We start from the raw sequence: 22670 nt of genomic DNA, 5'->3' as shown, positions 1-22670 counted from the left end.
CGGGGGGAGCTGCCCGACACTTCGGCGGGCTATTCCCAGGCTCGGATTTGCGGATGAAGACTTCGGTGGACTAATCTGAGGGTCGGTTTTTGCGACCCGGCACTTCAGGCGACCAATCTGAGGGTCGGATTTGTTGCTGAAGTCTTTGGCGGGTCAATCCCAGGCTCGGTTGTATTAGCCCGGCAAGCGGCAGTCAGATTTTACAGGAACATTCAGCCTTAATTTGTTGTTCTGGTAGCGGAAATGCAAATTCCGGTTTGACCGGCTGTAAACAATTAGCAAGATAATGGCGAAGAGTAACCCCAAAATAGACGTAACTGACAGATTAGCTTTTTCTGAAATTTTTGAATTGCTCGAAGAGAAAGCGCGGCAATACAATTGTGTGGATTTTATTGCGACTGACCCGATTCAGATTCCGCGGCAGTTCGCACAGAAAGAAAATATTGAAATTGCCGGTTTCCTGGCGGCAACCATTGCCTGGGGACAACGGCCCACGATTATTAAGAACGGGAAATGGCTGATGGAAGCCATGGATCATGATCCGTATGCTTTTTTATTGAATACGAATGAAGATGAATGGCTGCATTTCGAGGGATTTAAGCATCGGACATTCAACGGTGTCGACTGCCTGTTCTTTCTGCGTTCGCTGAAGAATATCTACCAAAATCACGGTGGGCTGGAAGCCGTTTTTACCCACGGTTACGAACAGGAAGGGGCTGTTTCCGGAGCGTTGCGCTATTTCCGCAAGGTGTTCTTCGAAGTTGAAGGCGATCGCCGAACGCATAAGCATGTCTCGAATATTGACAAGGGAGCCTCAGCTAAACGGTTAAATATGTACTTGCGCTGGATGGTCCGGAAGGATGACGCCGGCGTTGATTTTGGTATTTGGAATGGCATCCCGGCATCGGAATTGCTGCTGCCGTTGGATGTGCACACGAGTAAGCAGGCACGGCAGTTGGGCTTACTGACCCGGAAACAGGATGACTGGAAAGCAGTGCTGGAAGTCACGGAGCACCTCAAAGCATTCGATCCGAATGATCCGATAAAATACGATTTTGCCTTGTTCGGGCTGGGAGCTTTCACGCAGCTTTAGCTTCCTGTTTCAGGTTGCCATTCTGTTAATGAAATACAAAATAATTAAAGCCTCGCTAATAATTTTGTAATTTCGCCGGTCGCATTTTCTAAAATTATGTTTTCGGATGAAGAAAGTAATCGTTGCTTTTTTAAAATATTACCTCTTTTGGGTTCTCTTTCTGACCGCCTTTAAAGTATTCTTTGTTGTCTACAATTACGATGTAGTCGCTAATTTGCCATCGGCTGACTTTTGGGGGATCTTTCGCCATGGTATTGTGATGGACCTGTCGGTTGCCGGTTATTTCAGTATGGTGCCAGGCTTAATTTTTACACTTGGATTTTTGTTTACCAGTCGTTTCAGTTCATACTTCTTAAAATATTACACCTTAGGCGTTCTTATCTTTTTAACGGTTCTTGGCTTGTCTGATGCCGGACTTTATCCGGCTTGGGGGAGCCGGTTGAATGCTCAACTACTCATGTACCTGGAAACTCCCGGAGGTATTTATGCTTCGATGAGCTGGTGGCAGCTCATCCTTTTCCCGGTCTTGTGGTTTGGAATTGTGTGGGTAGGCTTCGGGGCTTATAACCGTTTTCTGCCACGTAAAAAGCTGGCTGAAATCCGGATGAAGTGGTTCGGTATTCCGGTGGTTCTGTTTCTGACTGCTGCCTTGATTATTCCGATCCGGGGCGGAGTTGACCGGGCACCGATGAACCACAGTAACGTGTATTTTAGCGATCACCTGGAGGCCAATCAATTTGCATATAACTACTTTTGGAATTTCATGCACAGTGTCCTGAAGAATAAAAAGTCGAAGGTTGAGGTAAAATACATGGCGCACGATGAAGCTGAAGCCATTTTGAAGGCACATGACAAAAACGGCTTGCAAGCTCCGCAGATTATTCACCCGGTTGAAGGAAAGCCGACCAATGTCGTTGTGGTTTTGCTGGAAAGCTTTTCGAATAAAGTGATTGAGCCGTTGGGCGGATTGCCCGGTGTAACCCCACGTTTAAATGAATTTTGCGACGAAGGAATTGCTTTTAAGTCGTTCTTTTCAACCGGTAACCGTTCCGATAAAGGGATATCGGCATTGATTGGTGGACATCCTTCGGATATGAGCCGAACAACAGTGCTGGCTTTTCCCGATAAAATGAGCAAGCTGGATTACTTTCCGAAGTACTTTGCCAAGCACGACTATAATATGTCTTTCTATTACGGCGGCGATGTGAACTTTTACAACACGCGTGCCGTGATGATACAATCCGGGATTGACAAGATTGTCTCGAAAACAGATTTCCCTTTCGAGCTGGCTTTAAAACAAAAGTGGGGCGTGCCGGATGAATTTCTTTATGCCCGCATGTTCGAAGATTTGAAACAGGAGAAAGAGCCTTTCTTTAGCATGGTTTATAACATTAGCAGTCACGAGCCTTTCGATATTCCCGGCTATCATAAATTCCCGGGGAAAAGTACTCAGGACCGGTATTTAAACGTCGCGTCCTATGCTGATAGTTGCCTGGGCGTTTTTATCGATTCGCTGCGGCAAACACCCATGTGGGATCATACCCTGGTGGTGATCACGGCCGATCATACCTCGTTGGAGCCGGGTCCCAGTGATATAACCGAGCCGGCGACTTATCGTATTCCGCTTATTTTTATCGGCGGTGTGGTGAAACAGCACTTCATTAGCGAACGCATCGGTAATCACAACGATTTGGCACCCATGTTGGTAAAACAATTGGGGTGGGAGCACAAACCCGACCTGTTGTCGAAAGACTTTCTTGTTGATGACAGTTATGCGTTTTATTTTCGGGGTGAAGGCTGGGGTTTTATTTCTCCCGAAATGGGCTGGTTTATGAATGAAAACACGCAGAAGCAGGATTTCTTTTATAACTATGCACCGGCGAAAGTCGATTCGGTCATGAATTTCGCCAAAGCCTATGTGCAGTATTTGCACGACGATCCGCTAAAAGACTGATCTGATGAAAAGAAGTTTCGAGTTTATTGTGAACCCGATTGCCGGGCCACGGGATAATGTCAAATATTTTAAGCAGCTAAAAGCGAAGCTGCGGGAACGAGGAATATCTTTCGATAGTAAAAAGACGAAACGTGCTGGTCATGCTCCCAAGCTGGTCAAGAAACGCCTTGTCAAATCAGAAGCTGTTATTGTGTCGGTTGGTGGAGATGGCACCTTTAATGAAGCTGCTTCGGTGCTGGTTGGTACTTCGCGTGAAATGGCTCACATTCCCCGCGGGTCGGGAAACGGCTTGGCCCGTATGTTGAAAATCCCCGGAAAGATTGATCAGATTCCGGATTACCTGGAGCGAGGAGTTGGCCGCTTGATTGATGTCGGGAAAATTAATGACGACTACTTCTTCTGTACTTGCGGTTTCGGTTTCGATGCGTTGATTGCTCATGATTTTAGCAAAAGCGAGACTCGTGGCTTTTGGACCTACGCGCGTTCGGTGTTCAACCAATTTTGGAGCTATCGGGGTGTTGAGGTTCACCTTGTTTTAGATGGCGAAGACCTGAGTGGCCGTTTTTTTACCGTAACTTTTGCTAATGCCAATCAATATGGCAACGATGCTTTTATTGCTCCTCATGCCGATTTGCAGGATGGTTTATTGGATGTGACATTCATTCGTCCTTTTCCCTTGGTTATGGCTCCGGTTTTGGCCCTGGCTTTGATGGGAAAGTGGATTCATAAACTTCCGAATGTCGAAATACGGCAAGTCAAAACGGTTGAAGTCCGATCCATTGCTTCAGCTTACTTTCATTGCGACGGAGATGTATATGATGCCCAAATGCCGGTGAAGATAAGTTTGGAAGAGAAAGCGCTGAACCTGCTTGTGCCTGGGCAATAGTTCCACAAATTGAATTAAGCGATTACTAACAATAAACAAGCGGCAAAAGACTCGAGGTCCTTTGCCGCTTTCCGTTTCATACTGTTCTTAAGCGTATTTAGTTCTGCTTCAATTTTAAAAGATTGGCAACGTTTTCCCAAGGCACCAATTTGAAATTTTGTGCAATGGCTTGCTCTCCGTCATAGTTGTAGCCATCCTGAACAACCAGCAGGCCATGCTTGAAGTCCTCGTTCATATAAGTGCTGAAAATGTCAATTCCATCGGTTTCTTCCGCGCCATCAACTTCGCCGTCGGCAATGCGAAAACTACCGAGGTATTTGTGTGGCGCTTGGCGCTCGTAAACAGCATAGCTGTAATTTCCCTGGCTTGATGCCAGCAAATAGCCGTCACCATCGGGGAGGTAATAAATCGACAAGCCTTCAATGTCGAAGCTGATGTTTTCATTATCCGTTTCGCTCGATTTGGCCAGTTTTACACCTTCGGGTCTGCCATTCGGTTCCGCGTCGAACTTCCAAATTCCATCGACCTCTTCACCAATAAAAACCACTTGATTGTCATCGTCGGCAACCATCCCTTCAACCTGGGTTCCCAATTGGAAACTTCGAACCAGGCGGGCATCAACTAAGGAGTCGGATGCAAACAATTCCCATTGCTCCACGTCTCCTTCTTTGCTGTTCATAAAAGCGAAGATTTTTTGAGTTGACGGACTTTTGTACATGCAAAAGCCATAAACTTCTCCGCTCATTTGTGTCTTAATGGCGCGGTTGGAAACGTTTACCAAGCTGCCATCGGCTTGTATTTTATAGATTGAAAGCCCCTCGGTGCTGCGATTTGTACAACAAACCAAATCAAGAGTGTCGTTATTTAAAACAAAGCCGTAGCAGACATCAACATTGTTCATGTTGCCGTCGGCATGATAGTGCAGTTGCTTGCCTTTGAGATCATAAACTGCTAAACCACCTTTTTTGTCTGTGCCAATAATGTATGCCTGCGTCGAGTCTTTGGGGTTCAGCCAAATGGCCGGATCGTCAGCGGCATCCTCATCAACAGGTTGAGGCATCGCTGTTGTTTCATAACGTGCAGTCGTGGTCAGTTTAATTTTTTCGGAAGCTTTTTTTGACCCTTCACTGATTCGTTGGCAGGCAAAACCAGCCAGCAGCATGACAATTAGTGTCAGGTGTTTTAATGTTGAATATGTCTGTTTCATAGTTCTGTAGTTTCTTGCTTGTTTTCGGCGAGAAGATACAAACTCGTCGCCGATTGAAAAAAAAAGAAGTCCCCGCTTCAGAAAAGAAGTCGGGGATCTCTTCGCTGTTTAAATTATAAATCGAACTTCAATCCTATGTTGAGTTTTACATCATAGTATTCTGCCTGCATGGTGTATTTCGATTCGCCCTGGTAATAGCGAAGCGGTGTGTTCAGCAGGTTATTGGCTTCGGCGAAAAAGCGGAAACGTTTGCTGAATGCGTAGCTGGCATTCACATCCAGGTAAGTTACTTTGTCGTAGTAGCGGTCTTCGAAAGCTGCGCTTCCAAATTCGTCAACAAAATCGCTCGCATAGTTGAACGAAATGCGGGCCGAAAGCTTTTTGCCTTCATAGTATAACGATGCGTTCATTGTATTTTCAGGCGTACCTGGCAAAGTCACATCATCTTCGTTGTGTCCTTCAATCTGGAAGTTGCTCACCTCTGATTTGGTGTACGTGTAGTTGGCATAGAATCCCATCTGTCTCAGGAAGCCCGGTAGGAAGTCGAACTGGCGTTGGAAGGCTGCTTCGAAACCATATAGTTTGGCGTCGCCGGCATTAATGGGCTGGGTGAATTTGTCCCAGGAGTTGTTCAGGTAGCTGTAGTCCTCCACGGTTCTTTCTACGATGAAGTCGTTGATGTCTTTGTAGAACACTCCGGCGGAGAGCATCCCGACAGACTGATAGTATTGTTCGAACATCAGGTCGAAGTTCATCGATGAAGTTGGGTTAAGTTCGGGGTTACCAACGCTGATTTCATTGTCTTCGCGGTTTGTTTCAACATAAGGTACTAAGTCGAAATAGCGCGGGCGGGCAATGGTGTTGGTCCAGCCAGCCTTCAATTGTGTGTTTTTGTTGAAATTGTATTTAAATAGCAATGAAGGCAGGATGTTGGTGTATTTGCTTTTTTCTTCCGGTGTTTTGTCCAGACTTTCAAAGTCTCCGTCTTCATTTAAGGTAACTGCGTAACCGGAGTATTTGAGGTTGGTATTTTCCATCCGAACACCGGCAATCAGGTCCAGATCTCCGAACGTTTGATCGTAACGGAGATAAGCTGCTGCCACGTCTTCGCTGGCATCGAAGTTGCCGGCAAGTTCTTCCGGATCTTGCTCTCTCGTGTAGTCTGACGAATTTTCAATGTTTAATCCTGAAACGAATTGCTTGGTTACGAATGTTCCGGCAGTATAGTCACCAGCCAGGTAGTTGCTCTTGGTTTGGATTTTTGTGTGCGCAACGGCGTCGGCCACAAAAGCGTCTTCGTCGGTTGGCTCGTAAGCATAGAAGTCATTGTCGCGCGATTTTGATTTGCCTTTGTATTTGGCACCAAAACGCAACACCTTCGATTTGCTGCTCTCTGCAAGTGGCAGTTTGAAATCAACTTTAAATGCTTTGTCGATATCTTCAGTGTATTGGTGTTCCTCAGTCAGTTCATCAAAGCCCCAGTTGGCGTTGAAATCCTGAGCATCCGGATCTGATACAACTACCTGAGGTTTTTCAGTATCCGTCAACTCCTGTTGAATATCGACGTGTTTGTAAGTGAAATTCAGGTAGCGTTCGTTCGGACGGTCTTCGTTCGCTTTCGAGTATGAAGCTTGCCATTTCATTTCAAAGGCACCAAGCTGGTGGTCACCTTTCACAGCGACGTGCCAGGTGCGTTGATCTTCCAGACGGGCATTCTTGTTTGTACCTGCTTTTACTTCACGTTCTATTTTTGAATCACCGGTTTCGTCCAGGTCTTTGTAAACAACACGGAAGCGGTTTTCCCAGTCGTTCCGGTGATTGTACATCATTTTAGCTTCAATTTTATTCGAAGGGTTGATTTCGAAGTCGAAAGCAGCGGAATAACTTTGACGCAAGCGTTGGACATAGTAGGTGCGTACCTGCAATTCGGTCATGATCATTCCATTATCGCTTTCGTCCCATTCTGCTTCCAAGTCGTCCGAACCGAGTTTGTTGTTCTGGCGTGATCCTGCCAGGGTCATCCCCAGCTTGTTGTTCAAAAAGCGATCAGCATACAAGAGTGAAATGTTTTCGGCAGCTTTATCGGTCAGCATGTTATAAGTTGCTCCGATTGTTCCGCTGATTCTGCGGGCGTATGGGTTTGATTTTGTTACCAGGTTCACTGAACCACCAATCGCGTCGGCATCCATGTCGGAGGTAACAACCTTGCTAACTTCAATACTTTGAACCATGTCTGATGGAACCAGGTCGAGCTGAATGGCCCGGGTTTCCGCTTCAGCAGAAGGAATACGGTCACCATCGATGGTCACAGAGTTGTATTCCGGAGATGCCCCGCGGATGGTACCAAAGCGTGCTTCCCCCTGATCGTATTGTACACTGATACCGGGGATTCGCTTCAAAGCATCTCCTACGTTGGCGTCCGGAAAGCGACCAACCTGGTCTGACGAGATGACGTTGGTGATATTTACGCTGTTCTTTTGTTGGTTTAGGGCTTTTGATTGTCCTTGCATCGAACCGTTTACGACAACTTCGTTTAGGTCAATCCCGGCTTCCAGGTAGAAGTTCAAGCTGCTAGTCTTACCCAGTTCAACCTGGATTTCCTGGCTGGCATCTTTGAAGCCAATGTAGCTAACGATGACCTCATAGGTTCCGGCTTTAAGCTTTACGATCCGGTAAAAGCCGTTTACATCAGACACCACTCCCTGATTCAGACTTTTTATCATGACCGTTGCTCCTGGCAAAGGCAATTTATCTTGATCGAGAACTCGTCCGGCAATGACGCCAAAGTTTGTTGGCAGATCACCTTCGGGTTCATTTTCTGCAAAAATTGATTGATTAAAGAATAAAGAAATTGCAACAAGCAATAAGAGAAGTTTGGAATTCATAGTGATAGATTTTGTTTGAATGAGCGCAAAAGTAGAGGGGTAGGACCTGAAAATATGTTAATCACAAGTTACCTGATTGCTAAATGAAGGTCTCTTTTGGTATTCCGTAAGATGCGGTATATCAGCATTTAATTCTGTTCGTTCAATGTGAGGTGAAGGTTAATCTTCATTGTTGTTTGTTAAGACGAAATGAATTCGGCGGGATAAATGCTTGTTTCATAGTCTGATGGTGACTGGACAGACTGAAAAAGGCTACCTAAATTAATTCTTAACAAAATAATACATATTGGTTGCAATAGAAATAACGCGTATTACAAGGTTATTGCAGATCGTTTTCATAGAAGACAATTCGGTCACAAGTTCAGAATGTCAGGGGTGGTGATGTTGTCGGTACAGCAAAAGATAAGTGCTGTTTTTGAGTTAAAATGGGGATGCTAAAATGCTGATTCGGGAACAGGAAATAGGGATATTTCCATTCCGAAGAAACGGTGGAGTATTGAATTTTTAAAGTTTAGGGAGATGAAGCAAGTTCGGGAAAGCGACTAGATTTCTGCTTTCATGAATCTCAGATTTTCAGATTTCAGAGAGTCTTTCGCGCTTGAAAGAGCCTCAGTATTTTGATTTTGCTTCAGAATAGTATCGATTTTGCTCACGCCTTGTTCCGCAAATGAGCGACGGTGAAGTGCTGCATATACAATCAAGCAGCCTAAAATTGCCAAAATGTAATAATCTCTTTTCTTCATATCTGTCATCAAGCGCCGACGCGCTTATTTTTTTACGGGGGCAAAAGTAAAAAATACTTTATATCCGCAACCGAATAAGTACCCAAAAAGCAAAAAACTTGAAATAGGAGTAAGGATTTAATAACAGTTTATGTGTAAGTGTTTGTAATTGAGTCGAATGTTGTGATTTATTTTGTGCGTAACCTGAAATTTACATTTAATTCTCGGTAAACACTTATTTTTGATTGCTGAAAATTCAGCAAGAGTCAATGTGATTTTAAATTAGTGTATGGCAGGAAACAACTTTTTTCAATTCAAGCACTTTAAGATTATTCAGGAAAAAGCGGCAATGAAAGTCGGTATTGATGGTGTTTTGCTGGGAGCTTGGGCAGATTTTGACGGGGAACTTCGGATCCTCGATATTGGTACCGGAACAGGTTTACTTGCTCTGATGGCGGCGCAACGAACAGCCGCTTTTGTTGATGCTGTTGAGGTAGAACCGGAAGCTGCAGAAGAAGCGCGGTTGAATTTCACGAATTCTCCCTGGGCTGATAAAATCACTGTTCATGGTTTGGCTTTTCAGGAATTTGAGGTTGATTATAAGTACGATCATATTATTTCGAACCCGCCATTTTTTGAGACCACAGTAAAATCGGGCGATGAAAAGAGAGCCAAAGCGCGGCATGCCGATAGCTTGAAGTTAAAAGATTTGTTGGAAAAGTCGATAGAACTGTTGACTGATGATGGCAGAATCAGTTTAATATTGCCGGCTGAGAAGGAAAGTCGGTTGCGGGAATTGGCATTGGGATCCAAGCTTTTTGTAACTAGATGCGCCCGGGTATTTTCGGATGAAACCAAGCAGTCGCACCGGATTTTAGTCGAGTTATCCTTTAATCAGAAGGTTGATTATATCGAAAGCATCTACCTTCGAAAATCCGATACCGGAGTCTACACAGATCAATACCGGACGCTTACCCGCGATTACTACCTTTCGTTTTAATGAAATAGTAAAAAGTCGGGAACAGTCTTTTCCATTTCACGCGAGAACTTACTGATGGCTTGCTTGTCGATTTTTTCGGTGTTCTTATTTTGTCCCGAAATCTTCTTTACCACAAAGCGTTCAACTAAGTTCATCTTTTTAAAATTGAGCGCTCCTCCCATGATGGCTTCTGTTTTGGCATATTGGTGAAGGAGTTCCGGAAAAGCACCTTCCAGCTGGGCACGCGCTTTGTCACCTTCGTACATGCAGCAAATGAACAGACCAACTTCTTTTTGAATGAGGGATTTTAAATTGGACTCGCAAAATTTAGCAATGCCTTTTTGAATCTTCCCGCTATGGATCGATCCGCCGATAATAACACGCTCGTACATGTTGACATCAACGGTTGGCTTTTGTTTCAGGTTGACGATCGAAATATCGCCGCTCAGACGGTTGGCAATTTGTTGAACAACTTGAGCTGTACAACCATGCGTGGACATATAAATAATCACGGTTCCCATAGTTGGCTTTTTCTGTTAAAATTAAGCTTTTAGCACCAAACAAAGTAGCTTTTTATCGGTTAAGTAAAGCAATTAACCGGCGAAAAGATATCGAATAGGACGGTCATGTCTTTTATTGAAAAAAATTGAATATCTTTGCAGCCCAAAATATTTTGCCATGACAATGGATTTTAAACCGGACATTAAGTTAGATGAGACCTTTTATAAGGTTAAAGAAGTCAGAAGATTAACGGAAGAAACTTTTTCTCTTCGTTTGCCGAAGAGTCGTTTTACCTATCATGCCGGACAACACATATCATTAGGGATTCAGGGCGATTATCAAAGCCGTGAATATTCGATTTACAGTGGTGAAAACGATGAATGCCTGGAAGTGTTGGTGAAAGAAGTCGAAGACGGGTACTTTACACCCAAATTGAGCAAGTTGAAACCCGGCGATTTGGTTGAGGTGAACGGACCTTTCGGGAAATTCAAAATTGACGAGAAGAAAACTGCCGATCATAAATTCGTGTTCGTAGCCAGTGGAACGGGTATCGCGCCTTTCCGCAGTATGGTTCGCACTTACCCGGATCTTGATTATACTTTGATTCACGGCGTGCGTTACGGCAAAGAGGCCTACGATAAAGACGAATATGCACCTGATCGTCATATTCTGTGTACTTCGGGTGATAAAACCGGAAAAGTACACGGACGATTGACGAAATACCTGAAGAGTGCCAGCTTTGAGAAGAAGACACAATTCTACCTTTGTGGTAACAGCAATATGATTTTCGATGCGCTTGAGATCTTGAAAGACAAAGGTTTCGATCGTGATCAAATTCATTGCGAAGTATATTTTTAATCGTAGTAGATAAGCACGGCGGTGCGTATCTACTGTATTGATTACGTTGAAACTAAAAAGATGAAATATCACTTAATTACATTGGGATGCCAAATGAATTTGTCCGACAGCGAACGTGTTTCAGCTGTGTTGGAACAAATGGGCTACGAACGGACGGATAAAGAGGAAGAAGCCAATTTGTTAGGCATGTTGGCTTGTTCGGTTCGGCAAAAGCCGATCGACAAGGTGTACAACAAGATCTCCCAATGGAATAAGGAAAAAAATAAGCGCAACCTGATTACTTTTTTGTCGGGATGCGTGTTGGCAGCTGACAAAGAAAAGCTGTTGAAGCAGTTCGACCTGATCTTCCCGATGAGCGAGCTAAGTCAGTTCCCGGATATGATCCGTAACTACGGAGTTGTGAATGCGGCTTCGTTACAGACGCCAAAGCCAGTCATGCCGAAAAATGAACATATCGTTGATTTGTGGCAGATCAAACCGAAATACGAATCGACTTACGAAGCCTTTGTGCCGATCCAAAACGGTTGCGACAAGTTTTGTACCTTCTGTGCGGTGCCTTATACACGTGGCCGGGAAGTTTCGCGTCCGTCTGTCGATATTGTAGACGAAGTGCGCCACCTGGTTAATCAAGGTTATAAATCAATCACGCTGCTGGGGCAGAATGTGAATTCTTATGGTCTGGATAAAAAAGGGGAAGAAATTACGTTTGCACAACTGCTGCGCGAGATTGGTGAATACGGAAAACAGTCGAATGAAGAATTCTGGGTGTATTTCACTTCGCCGCATCCGCACGATATGACCCGCGACGTCATTGAGGTGATTTCGGAATATCCTTGCCTGGCCAAGCAGATTCACTTGCCCATGCAAAGTGGTGACGAGAAAGTGCTGATTAAGATGAACCGCCGTCACTCCATGGACAAGTACCGTCGGATTGTAGCTGACATTCGCGAGTTGATTCCACAAGCAACTTTGTTTACTGATATCATTGTCGGTTTTACGGCTGAAGATGATGCAGCCTATAAAAATACCGAGGTTGCCTTCCACGAATTCAAATTCAATATGGCTTACATCGCGATGTACTCACCACGTCCGGGAGCAGCGAGCTACCGTTGGCAGGATGAAGTATCGCAGGATGTCAAAAAAGAACGTTATCACGCCTTGTCGGAGGTGATGAAAATATATACCAAGGAATACAACGAAAGCATGGTTGGGAAAACCATTCGGTTGTTGGTAAACGGAACCGATCGGAAGACCGGATTGTCAACCGGCTTGACCGAAGGAAAGATCAATGTTCGTTTAGACCGGAAAGCTCCGGAGTTGATGGGGAAAATCGTGGATGTAAAAATTACGACAGCTGCGGATTTTTCAATGAGTGGGGAATTGGTTTTGCAGGAAGAAACAATCAACGAATGAATTCAGCAAAGAAAAAAATAGCCTTTAAAACGCTCGGATGCCGCTTGAATCAATACGAAACCGATGCCTTGGTTTCTGATTTTGATAAAGCCGGTTACGAAGTGGTCGATTTTAAAGAACATGCCGATGTGGTGGTGGTAAATACCTGCACGGTAACTAACCAGAGCGATCAAAAGTCGCGCAACACCATTAGCCAGGCTGCCCGGAACAACAAAGGTTCGGTGGTTGTGGTGACCGGTTGCATGGCTAACAATTATAAGGAAAAGCTCGAAGGGGAAGACAAGATTACCTATGTGGTTGAAAACAACCGCAAAGGCTCAATTTTAAATTTGGTTGACGGCCATTTTGGTGGTGAACTCATTCACCCCGAAAAACTGCATGCTGATGTGTTCAGCTACCAGGTGGTTGACAAAAGCCTCCATACCCGTAGTGCCATCAAGATTCAGGATGGTTGCGACAATTTTTGTACGTTTTGTATCATTCCAACGGTACGTGGTCGCGCCGTGAGCCGTCCCTTACCGCAGATTATAGAGAATGTCAAGAATACCCTGGCCAATGGTTTCAAAGAGCTGGTGATTACCGGCGTGAACATTGGTCGTTACGAATGGGAAGACAAACGTTTTGAAGATGTACTGGAAGCGATCTTAAGTGTTGAAGGAGATTTTCGCGTTCGGATCTCTTCGTTGGAGCCGGATGGTTTTGGCGACGATTTTGTGAAGTTGTTTAGTCATCCGAGAATGACCCCACACCTGCATTTATGTTTGCAAAGTGGATCCGATAAAGTGTTGCTTCGCATGCGCCGCATGTACGATTTAAAGCAGTTTGAACACACCGTGAACCTTTTCCGTGCACAATATCCCGATTTCAATTTCACCACCGACCTGATTGTTGGTTTCCCTGATGAATCGGAAGATGATTTTCAGGAAAGCATCGATGCGGTGAACCGCTATAATTTCGGACATGTGCATACCTTTAAATATTCGGTTCGTAAGGGTACCCGTGCCGAACGCATGGATAACCACATTCCCGATAAAATTAAAACGGAACGTTCAACCCGAATTCGCGAAGCTTCAGAAGACAGTCGTGATCGTTACCTGAATTCATTCCTTGGAAAAACCGAAACTGTTTTGATTGAAGGAATCAACAAGCAGCAGGTTGCCAATGGTTACGGTGAACATTACATTCCGGTTCATTTTAAAGCGGAAGGATTGGAGAAGAATACCTTTGCCAGGGTGAAATTAGTGAAAGTTGAAGGTCGGGGAGAAGATGCCCGGGTGATCGGCGAATTAGTCGGTTAGTCAACGATTGAAAAGATCTAAGAAAGCGGTTGCATCATTGATGTGATCGCTTTTTGTTTTTGTGCCGGATGTTCGCCGGATCGGATTTGTAATTCCGTTTTGTATTTCGGTTAAGCCGATTTATAATCCGCTGTTAACAAGGTCAGGATTACAAATCAAGACGCGCAAAGGCAGCTGCACGGGTTGTAATTTAGTTTTGACAGATCGTAGTTTAATCAGAAAAACAGCGGTGTCAGGAACTTTTATCGCTGTAAAGGTTGTACTTTAAGGCTCGAAAAATTAGTCAAAAATCAAGTTATGATCGATCAGTCAATTATTGAGAAAATACGGAATAAATCAGGTTTCATTTGCGATATGGATGGCGTTATCTATCACGGCAATAAGATCCTTGATGGCGTGAAAGAATTTGTATCGTGGTTACAAGCTGAAAACAAGAAGTTTGTTTTTCTGACCAACTCCAGCGAGCGAACCATTAAAGAGTTGCAGGGGAAATTGTCACGGATGGGGCTCGATGTTGGCATGGAGCACTTTTATACCAGTGCGTTGGCAACGGCTGCTTTTTTACAAAGCCAGCGGCCCAACGGCAGCGCCTATATTATTGGTGAAGCCGGTTTGATTAATGCAATTTACAATGTTGGCTATTCGAGCAATAACATTGATCCTGATTATGTGGTCATGGGTGAAGCCCGGTCGTACAGTTACGAGGTGATCGAAAAGGCTGTAAACCTGGTGGCGCGCGGAGCCAAATTGATTGGTACCAATCCTGATCTAAGCGGTCCGATTGAGAACGGCATTGCTCCGGCTACCAAAGCATTGATTGCCCCCATTGAACTGGCCACGGGCAAGCAAGCCTATTTTGTGGGTAAACCCAACCCGCTGATGATGCGCATTGCCCTGAAAAAGTTGAATGTACAACGCGAGGATACCATCATTATCGGCGACCGGATGGATACCGATATTGTGGCCGGCATTGAAGCCGAAATTGATACCTGTCTGGTATTATCCGGAATCTCGAGCCGCGAAACGATCAATGAGTTTGCCTACCGTCCGCATTTTGTGTTGGAAGGGGTGAATGAGATTGTGAAAGACTTTAAGGGCGAATAGTCGCTCCTGGATAATGCTGGACCGGCAATCCGATTTAGTTTGCAGTTTACAACTCCTGTTTATCCTGATTTTAAATCCGCAGTTAAAGTCGTCAGAATTGAAAACCCTGAGGAATAGTAGCTAAAGGATGTGGCAATTAGTGATTTTTTGAGTTGAGAAACTTGTAAGCAATCAAAACTAAAAAAAGAGAATTGAAATACATCAATTCTCTTTTTTGCTTTGAGCTTTGTCGGGCCGGTAAGCTTAAGCATCGTCCTCGGCCGAAAAATCTTGAAGAAGTGTTTATAAGACGTAGCTGTTTATTTCGTCGCTCCAGTTGCGGGAGGGGTCTGAGCCGGCTCCTGCTACGCGGAATGCATATTGTTTTCCGCTTGTCAGCCCATCAAGCAGCACTTTGCGCTTGGTTGTGGTGGTTTGCACCCATCCGTTTGCATTTTCAGAGGGCAGTTCGTGGTATTCGAACACATAGAAGGTCGCATGGTCAACAACATTGCACGACAGTTCCATACTGCCTTTATTGCTTCCCGGTTTGACCACCAGGTTGGTGGCTTTTGACAGCGGACCTACGGCTTCATGCTTTTTATGTACATCGAACCCACTGCTTAATATCAGTGCTTCATCGCCTCCGCTCATGCGTTGTACATAGTCGCCCAACTGGTGAAGGTCGGCCTCCAGACTTTTGCGTAAGTTGTTTTTGATAACTGTATCCTCCCGACTACCATCTTTCACATTGTCGAGGGCCTGGTAATAGCTGACATTGGCTGCACGTATGGCATCCAATGTGGGAACAGGATCGGGAAAGGTCAGGTTGCCGGTCATCTTATCCAGAATCTGGTTGATTTTCACACTCAAGTCAGCATCGGGAAACTTGCCCGATGAAAAGTCGATGGATACTTTACTCATTGTCATTTTTATAAGGTATTAAGGTTAGTATAAAGTAGAAGAAAGAAGCTTTTGGATACCGAAAATAAGTCGTCGTCAATGGGCTGTATTGTCCTCTGCAGTTCGAAAGTCCCCGGCAACTTAAGCCAGGTACCCACAGCCATTGGAAAGCCCGGTCAACTAAGCTTTTTGAATGAGTGACAGCTGGTAGGAAGACTGGTCGAAAAGGCTGGGATTGCGCGCGAAAGGAATAAACAACACGGTCACGTTTGGAAACAATGCCGTATTGGTTGGAAACAATGGTGTTTTGTTTCCGGGAACCGCCGTATTGTTTGACAACAATAGCACATTGTTTGAGAACAATGCTGTATTGTTTGCAAGAAATAGCCTGATTTTCGATCAAGCGAATGCTGTATTTGAATACGTGACGGCAAATTAAATACAAGTGAATGTCAGTTTTGTGCTTTTGACTGCACTGTTTGTTGTCATTCGGATGAGTTGACCGGAAGTCGTCGGGTTTTGAAATTTCATCGGCAACCGTTTCAGAAAAGGGCGGGGAAGTCAATTGCTTTTTAGCCCGGGAGCCTGACAACGGCTGATCAGTTAATCGGATGCCGGTCAATCGGCTGAAGAGAGGCTTGCAAAAGGAGAAACAGAAGATGAATTTCATGGGTTGATTATTGATACTGTAAATTTCGGATAACCCACTGAAAGATTTTTTACCTTAGGTTAAAAAATCATTGTCGAAAATGTCGTATTCGGCTGAGTGATTGAGGTGTAATTCCAAGGAAGTCGGCAGTGTGTTTGTACCAAACACTGCGGATGATTTCGGGATGACAGATGAGTAAGCGCTGGTATTGTTCTGCGGCTGTTCCGGTGCGTACAAATTCGTAGCTTTTCAGCAGATCGAGCAAGCTTTGTTCCCGGATGTTACGATAAAATTTTTCCAGGTTAGGGATTTCGGCAATCAAGGCGAGCACATTGGTTGCACTCATGCTCAGTACCTGGCAGTCGGTGAGGGCGCGAAAGGTATATGTGGCATACCGCCCCGGTAAAAAGCCGTCGGGATCGGTGAAAAAGTGTTTCTCCGGAATAAAGTGACGAAGACATTCATTACCATCCGTGTCAATACAAAAAGTACCAATTATACCACCAACCAAATAATTAATTCGGCAAGCCGGAACAGGCGATTGCAGGTGACAGGTCTCTGCTTTCAAATCGAACTCTTCGATTTTACTGGCAATATAAATCAAGTCATTATTCTCAAAATCCCCGAATTGACGGAGGAAATCAGCGATTGATATCAGGTTGATCATAGGATAGGCAATTTTAACGGTAGATAAGTTAATTCAAATACTGTTAAGAATCAAGTTAAATAGCAGATGCATAGAAGTATGTATGGGTTTGATTGTGCTTTTGATGCTTGTTCTTTGCGACTCTAACCGGGCTTTCCGGCGATACCCTTTCTTTTTCGTTGCATAGAGAGGGGAACGAAAAGCCTGCGAGTCCGTCGATAATTACATCCGAACATTTAGGTGGTTCAATTTGAAACAACAAAAGGGAAGAAATCCAAGGCCACCCTTTTCTTCATTGACCATACTTGGCATTCAAAAGAAATAGCTGACGATCTTGTTCGTGTGCATGTTTGTCTGATGAGTCAAATAGAGGACTCGTGCAGCTTTAATAAATGTCTGTCAAAATTAGAGGAATCTGTTTTCGACTCGACGAATTCTGAAATAGAGCCGGGTTTACCGGAACCAGGAGGCTTGCTGAATTCGATTTGTTTCTGTAACATTAAATAGTTGTTCTGATGTGTTTTTAAAAGTAATCTTTACTTTTGTGTTACCAGCAAAGACTTATGCAACAAACTGATCAGGAAATTTGGGCTGAAATAAGAAACGGAGAGGTGAAGGCACTCAGGCTTTTACACGATCGGTATTTTTTTTCACTTTGCAATTTTGCCGATAAATCGTTGCACCAGTTGCCTGTTTCCGAGGAATTAGTTTCGAATTGTTTTTTGCGTTTGTGGGAACAGCGAAAAAGTATTGAGATCCATCAATCGGTTAAGGCCTACCTGTATTTTATGGTTCGCAACCAGGTGGTGGACTATATCCGTTCCGATAAAAACAGGCTTATCGCAACGACCGACGAGATTCCTGAAATTCCTACGGAGGAAGAAATCAATCAACATGAATTCTATGCTGTTTTATATCGGGCGATTGCTAAGTTGCCTGATCAGCGCCGGCAAATATTAGAGTTGGCCGCCTTTCAGTCGATGACCTACAAACAAGTGGCTCAAAATTTGAATATCTCCGTCAATACGGTGAAAACGCAGATGGGACGTGCCTATCAGTTTTTAAAAGAGGAGATTGGGGCTAAGCGTTTTTTCTTGTTTTTGACCGTCTGCTTTTCGGAAGAATAGGAAAATTCAAAAAAAAAATCATTTTCCTGTCACCCTGTTTTCGATCTTTCTTCGTCATAGTAATAGAACGACGAACCGATGGATAAGAACAAACCTACAAATTGGGAACTTTTTGCTGCTAAGCATCAACATGAACTCTCTGACGATGAGTTAGCCGCCCTGGAACAGCATCAGAAGGAAAATCCGGATGATTGGGCACTATCAGGTAAAATTAAAAAAGGATTGGATGAACTAAGTCATCTGGCTACTCCCAATCAAGGTGCATCCTGGCTAGCTATCCGGCAGCAAATCCGCAACGGTCAAGTTCGTAAAATCACCCTTAACACCTTTAAATACGCAGCGATCATTGTCGTCAGTCTTTTTGTAGGATATCTCCTGCAGATGCAGACAAGCGAAAACACCAGCAACCAATATGCTGAAATAGAAGTGATGGACGGGCAGATGGGACACCTTTTCCTGTTTGATGGTACCGAAGTCTGGTTGAATTCGGGTAGTCGGTTAAAGTATCCGAAAGAGTTTAATCAGAACGTCCGCGATGTGTACCTGGAGGGTGAGGCCTATTTTGAGGTAGCTCACAACGCAGAGCTCCCTTTTAAAGTTAGGATGCGTAAAATGGAAGTTGAGGTGCTGGGAACATCGTTTAATGTTTCGGCTTACACCGATGATCCGAACGTAGCTGTTGTGTTGGAAAAGGGGAGCGTTCAACTCAATCAGATGAACGGAACTGGGATTGCGAGATTAGTTCCCGGGGAAATGGCCAAACTGGACCAGGAGTCCAATAAGCTGGTAGTCAAAAAAGTGGATACCCATTATTATACCAACTGGAAAGATGGCACACTTGAGTTCAAGGGTGAATCGCTGGGTGAAATTGCTCAAAAACTGGAACGTTGGTATAATGTTCAAATAAAAATTCAGGACCCTTCGCTGGTTGATTATAAAATCACCGGAACTGTTTTGCGGAATAAGCCGGTTCAGCAGATTATTCAGGCGTTCGAATTTTTAGCGCCTATTCGGACAGAATATCTGTCAAAATCAAATCAGAAGGACATTATCAATATCTATAAAAAATAAGGCCTATGTAAGAAAAACAAGGCGATAAAATGCTGCAAACATTTTACCGCCTGTCAATAAAACAAAAATGTTTCATTATTAATTCAATCCAAATTTATGAAAAATCATCGTATGTTTTACAGCGACCCCTGGTTGCTTAAAAAGATTATGCGTATTATGAAGTTAACGACCTTTTTTGTTATACTGCTAACAGTCACTGTTCACGCGAACAGTTATTCTCAGAACTCGAAATTAAACCTAACGATTTCAAATGGGTTGCTGACCGATGCACTGAAGCAAATCGAGGAACAATCTGACTATTACTTCTATTATAATAACCCCGACGTGCAAGGGGTGCAGGCTGGTTCCGTTAGAGTTGAAGATGGTAATATCGACGAGTTGATGAGCCAGCTGCTACAAGGGACCGGGCTCGATTATAAGATGATCGACCGCTACATTGTGTTGAAAAAGAAAGGCGATGACACCGTTTCAGCGTTTGCTCAGCAAATAAGTGAAGTGTCGGGTAATGTGACTGACGCCACGGGTGAAGCATTGCCCGGAGTAACGGTTGTTATTAAAGGAACAACTGTCGGTACGATTACCGACTTTGATGGGAACTATACACTGAAAGCTGTTGAATCGGATGCTGTACTGATATTTTCGTTTGTTGGTATGAAACCAATTGAAGTACCGGTTGCCGGGAAAAGTACAATTTCTGTCAGTATGGAAGAAGAAACCATCGGATTGGAAGAAGTTGTTGCCATTGGTTACGGTACCATCAAAAAGGGTGACGTAACCAGCTCGGTTGGAACCGTTAAAGCTGAAGACTTCAATGCCGGTAGTGTTCAGGATGCCGGACAATTAATTGCCGGTAAGGTGGCCGGTCTTTCGTTAAACACAACCAGTGGTGACCCCACAGCAGGAACCGCCATTCGTCTGCGTGGAAATACAACACTTTTCGGAACAAGCTCGAACCCGTTAATTTTAGTTGATGGCGTTCCAAGTAGTCTGAATACGGTTGCCCCGGAAGATATTGAATCGATTGACGTTTTGAAGGATGGTTCGGCTGCGGCCATTTATGGTACCCGTGGTACAAACGGTGTAATTATCATTACCACCAAAAGAGCTGGCAAGGATATGAAAAGCCATGTTGAATATTCCGGATATGTAAGTACACAAACCATTGCCAACAAATTGGATATGTTGACTGCGCAGGATTATCGCGATCAAATCGCTGCCGGAACACGTGCCCAGTCAGATGATTTGGGAGCGGATACCGATTGGTTGGATCAGATTACACAAACGCCAATCAATCATGTTCATAACCTGACATTCAGAGGTGGAAATGCCCAGACAAATTACCTGGCAACCATTAACTACCGCGATATTGACGGAATCTTTCTGGAGTCATATACTGAACGCTTGACAGCGAGAGCAGATATTAACCATTCGATGTTGGATGATATGTTGAATTTCAACCTGGGGATTTTGTCCCGTACGGAGAAATTAAATGGCTTTAACGGCTATACTTATCGCCAGTCGGTTATTTACAACCCAACATCTCCGATTAAAGATGAAAATGGTGCATGGGTAGAACAACCCGGTGCTTTCAACTACGATAATCCTTTAGCAAGGATTAAGGAATCAGAAGGACAAACAAGTACAAACCTTACCCGGATTACCGGTTCGGTTACTTTAACACCAGTGCAAGGGTTGACGCTGAAAAGTTTGATGTCGTATTCAAAATGGAATCAAACTTACGGCTATTACGAGACCAAAAACCACATTTCGAATGTTCGAAGTGGTGTTAATGGATATGCTTCTGACTCGGCGAATGAAAATGCAGAAAAATTGATTGACTTAACAGCCGAATATAAGAAAAGTATCGGCGATCATAATTTCACTGTTTTGGCTGGTTATAGTTGGCAGGACTTTGTTGGACGAAGTTTCTATGTCAACAATAATGATTTCCCGACTGACCTGTTCGGATACAATAATATTGGTTTAGGTACCGGTATTATAAATGGCAGTACCTCCTGGGGCGTTGGAAGTGAAAAAACAGAAACTAACCTGATTGGATTTTTCGGACGTTTAAATTACAACTACAAAAACCGTTATCTGTTAATGGCCAGTGTGCGTCACGAAGCTGCCAGCCAATTGTATGGAACTAAAGATCCCTGGGGAACTTTCCCTGCCGTTTCTTTGGGGTGGCGCTTGACTGAAGAATCATTCATGGAAAATGTTAGTTTTCTGAATGACCTGAAAGTGCGTGCTGGTTACGGTGTTACCGGTACACAGCCCGATCAGTTATTCCTTGGTGTCGGTACACTGTCATACGGTAGTCCCTTTTATACAAATGGAGAGTGGATTCAAACCCTGACTCCGGGACGTAATCCAAACCCATACCTGCGATGGGAGGAGAAAAAAGAAACGAACATCGGTGTCGACTTCGCCATGCTGAAGAACCGTCTTTCCGGTAGCATCGACCTTTATAAACGTAAAATTGATGGTCTTTTATATGACTTTGCCGTTCCAACTCCTCCAAACCTCGTGAATACAACTCGTGCCAATGTGGGGGTGATGGAAAATAAAGGGCTTGAAATTCTGATCAATGCGATACCTGTTACAGGCAAAGATTTTGAATGGAACACCAATGTAACCTTCTCCACCAATAGCAATAAGTTGATTAGTCTTTCAAATGAGCTATACCAGTCAACAAGTGATTATTTTACTGGCGGAGGAACCGGAGAACCCATTCAAACCTTTACACACCGAGTGGATATTGGTGGCGAGATTGGTAACTTTTATGGTTTTAAGGTAATTGATGTTGATGAAAGCGGAAAGTGGATTTACGAAGACGCTGAAGGAAATGCTGTCAACTACGACGACTTTAACCACTCATTTGAGAATAAGCAAGTTTTGGGTAACGGTATTCCAAAATTCATTGGTAGTTGGAATAATAACTTCCGCTACAAAAATTTTGACTTGTCCATTACCATGCGCGGTGCTTTCGATTTCCAAATCCTGAATTTCGAACGGATGTACCTGGAAAACACCAAGACCGTTCAATACAACCGGTTGAAATCAGCTTACGATCCTGTTTTTGGAAAAGCTGTATTGAGCACCGATATGGATCTGGAGTATAACTCGTACTACATTGAAAATGGTGACTACTGGAAGATTGACAATATAACGTTAGGTTATACAATCAACAATTTAGGTAAATATGTGAGCAAAGCAAGAGTTTACGCTTCCACATTGAACACCTTCGTGATTACAGGCTATAAAGGAATAGATCCTGAAGTTTATTCCGGTGGTCTGACTCCCGGGAATGACGGACGGGATAAATACCCGACAACAAGAACTTTTACACTTGGTGTTAATTTAACTTTCTAAACCTTAAATATTAGTTTGAC

General features: G+C 44.0%; 17 protein-coding genes. 11 read left to right on the top strand and 6 right to left on the bottom strand.

Annotated features, from left to right (window positions below):
• Window positions 1–286 precede the first annotated feature (286 nt).
• The 3 genes from GJV22_RS04995 to GJV22_RS04985 all read left to right on the top strand — a co-directional run bounded on the left by GJV22_RS04995 (window position 287) and on the right by GJV22_RS04985 (window position 3933).
• A complete protein-coding gene (locus tag GJV22_RS04995) occupies window positions 287–1093 on the top strand; it encodes a TIGR02757 family protein (protein WP_163709544.1) in 807 nt (268 codons plus the stop codon).
• 106 nt (window positions 1094–1199) lie between these two features.
• Window positions 1200–3047: an LTA synthase family protein gene (locus GJV22_RS04990; RefSeq protein WP_163709542.1), complete on the top strand. Its 1848-nt coding sequence runs from the start codon at window positions 1200–1202 to the stop codon at window positions 3045–3047.
• A gap of 4 nt (window positions 3048–3051) precedes the next feature.
• Window positions 3052–3933, top strand: coding sequence for a diacylglycerol/lipid kinase family protein (locus tag GJV22_RS04985; RefSeq protein ID WP_163709539.1), 882 nt, complete (start codon window positions 3052–3054; stop codon window positions 3931–3933).
• A 97-nt stretch (window positions 3934–4030) separates the two neighbouring features.
• On the opposite strand, the gene GJV22_RS04980 is transcribed toward GJV22_RS04985, so the two are convergent.
• The 3 genes from GJV22_RS04980 to GJV22_RS04970 all read right to left on the bottom strand — a co-directional run bounded on the left by GJV22_RS04980 (window position 4031) and on the right by GJV22_RS04970 (window position 8768).
• Window positions 4031–5140, bottom strand: coding sequence for a phytase (locus tag GJV22_RS04980; RefSeq protein ID WP_163709537.1), 1110 nt, complete (start codon window positions 5138–5140; stop codon window positions 4031–4033).
• Window positions 5141–5253: 113 nt separating this feature from the next.
• On the bottom strand, window positions 5254–8025 hold the full coding sequence (locus GJV22_RS04975) for a TonB-dependent receptor (protein WP_163709534.1): 2772 nt from the start codon (window positions 8023–8025) through the stop codon (window positions 5254–5256).
• 542 nt (window positions 8026–8567) lie between these two features.
• Complete coding sequence (locus tag GJV22_RS04970) at window positions 8568–8768, bottom strand: hypothetical protein (RefSeq protein WP_163709529.1); 201 nt, start codon at window positions 8766–8768, stop codon at window positions 8568–8570.
• A 268-nt stretch (window positions 8769–9036) separates the two neighbouring features.
• On the opposite strand from GJV22_RS04970, the gene GJV22_RS04965 reads away from it, so the two are divergent.
• Window positions 9037–9747, top strand: a complete 711-nt coding sequence (locus GJV22_RS04965; RefSeq protein WP_163709527.1) for a tRNA1(Val) (adenine(37)-N6)-methyltransferase — start codon at window positions 9037–9039, stop codon at window positions 9745–9747.
• Here the strand turns inward: GJV22_RS04965 and GJV22_RS04960 are convergent.
• Window positions 9744–10247, bottom strand: coding sequence for a flavodoxin domain-containing protein (locus GJV22_RS04960; RefSeq protein WP_163709524.1), 504 nt, complete (start codon window positions 10245–10247; stop codon window positions 9744–9746). The genes GJV22_RS04965 and GJV22_RS04960 overlap by 4 nt on opposite strands.
• Window positions 10248–10404: 157 nt before the next feature.
• On the opposite strand from GJV22_RS04960, the gene GJV22_RS04955 reads away from it, so the two are divergent.
• The 4 genes from GJV22_RS04955 to GJV22_RS04940 all read left to right on the top strand — a co-directional run bounded on the left by GJV22_RS04955 (window position 10405) and on the right by GJV22_RS04940 (window position 14900).
• On the top strand, window positions 10405–11085 hold the full coding sequence (locus GJV22_RS04955) for a ferredoxin--NADP reductase (protein ID WP_163709521.1): 681 nt from the start codon (window positions 10405–10407) through the stop codon (window positions 11083–11085).
• Between the two features lie 60 nt (window positions 11086–11145).
• A complete protein-coding gene (gene miaB / locus GJV22_RS04950; RefSeq protein ID WP_163709519.1) occupies window positions 11146–12498 on the top strand; it encodes a tRNA (N6-isopentenyl adenosine(37)-C2)-methylthiotransferase MiaB in 1353 nt (450 codons plus the stop codon).
• Entirely contained in the window at window positions 12495–13796 is a 1302-nt protein-coding gene (gene mtaB / locus GJV22_RS04945) for a tRNA (N(6)-L-threonylcarbamoyladenosine(37)-C(2))-methylthiotransferase MtaB (protein ID WP_163709516.1), read from the top strand. The genes miaB and mtaB overlap by 4 nt, the downstream gene beginning before the upstream one ends.
• 297 nt (window positions 13797–14093) lie before the next feature.
• Window positions 14094–14900 carry an HAD-IIA family hydrolase gene (locus GJV22_RS04940; RefSeq protein ID WP_163709513.1) on the top strand — a complete coding sequence of 269 codons (807 nt, stop codon included), beginning with the start codon at window positions 14094–14096 and terminating at the stop codon, window positions 14898–14900.
• A 282-nt stretch (window positions 14901–15182) separates the two neighbouring features.
• Here the strand turns inward: GJV22_RS04940 and GJV22_RS04935 are convergent, their stop codons facing one another.
• Window positions 15183–15809 (bottom strand): fibronectin type III domain-containing protein, encoded by a 627-nt coding sequence (locus GJV22_RS04935; protein WP_163709511.1) that lies wholly within the window; start codon window positions 15807–15809, stop codon window positions 15183–15185.
• 710 nt (window positions 15810–16519) lie between these two features.
• Window positions 16520–17098, bottom strand: coding sequence for a Crp/Fnr family transcriptional regulator (locus tag GJV22_RS04930; RefSeq protein WP_163709508.1), 579 nt, complete (start codon window positions 17096–17098; stop codon window positions 16520–16522).
• Window positions 17099–17640: 542 nt separating this feature from the next.
• Here GJV22_RS04930 and GJV22_RS04925 point away from each other — a divergent pair.
• The 3 genes from GJV22_RS04925 (at window position 17641) to GJV22_RS04915 (ending at window position 22650) form a co-directional block, all read left to right on the top strand.
• The gene (locus GJV22_RS04925) at window positions 17641–18204 is read left to right on the top strand and encodes an RNA polymerase sigma-70 factor (RefSeq protein ID WP_163709505.1); all 564 of its coding nucleotides are present in this window, start codon (window positions 17641–17643) and stop codon (window positions 18202–18204) included.
• 78 nt (window positions 18205–18282) lie between these two features.
• Window positions 18283–19275 (top strand): FecR family protein, encoded by a 993-nt coding sequence (locus tag GJV22_RS04920; protein WP_163709502.1) that lies wholly within the window; start codon window positions 18283–18285, stop codon window positions 19273–19275.
• Between the two features lie 96 nt (window positions 19276–19371).
• Entirely contained in the window at window positions 19372–22650 is a 3279-nt protein-coding gene (locus tag GJV22_RS04915; protein WP_238480280.1) for a TonB-dependent receptor, read from the top strand.
• Window positions 22651–22670 lie beyond the last annotated feature (20 nt).

It is taken from the genome of Mangrovibacterium lignilyticum (genome assembly GCF_010882175.1).
In the GTDB taxonomy this organism is placed as follows: Bacteria; Bacteroidota; Bacteroidia; order Bacteroidales; family Prolixibacteraceae; genus Mangrovibacterium; species Mangrovibacterium lignilyticum.
The sequence above is the reverse complement of the archived record's forward strand: the minus strand, read 5'-3'. Positions and strand labels throughout refer to the sequence as shown.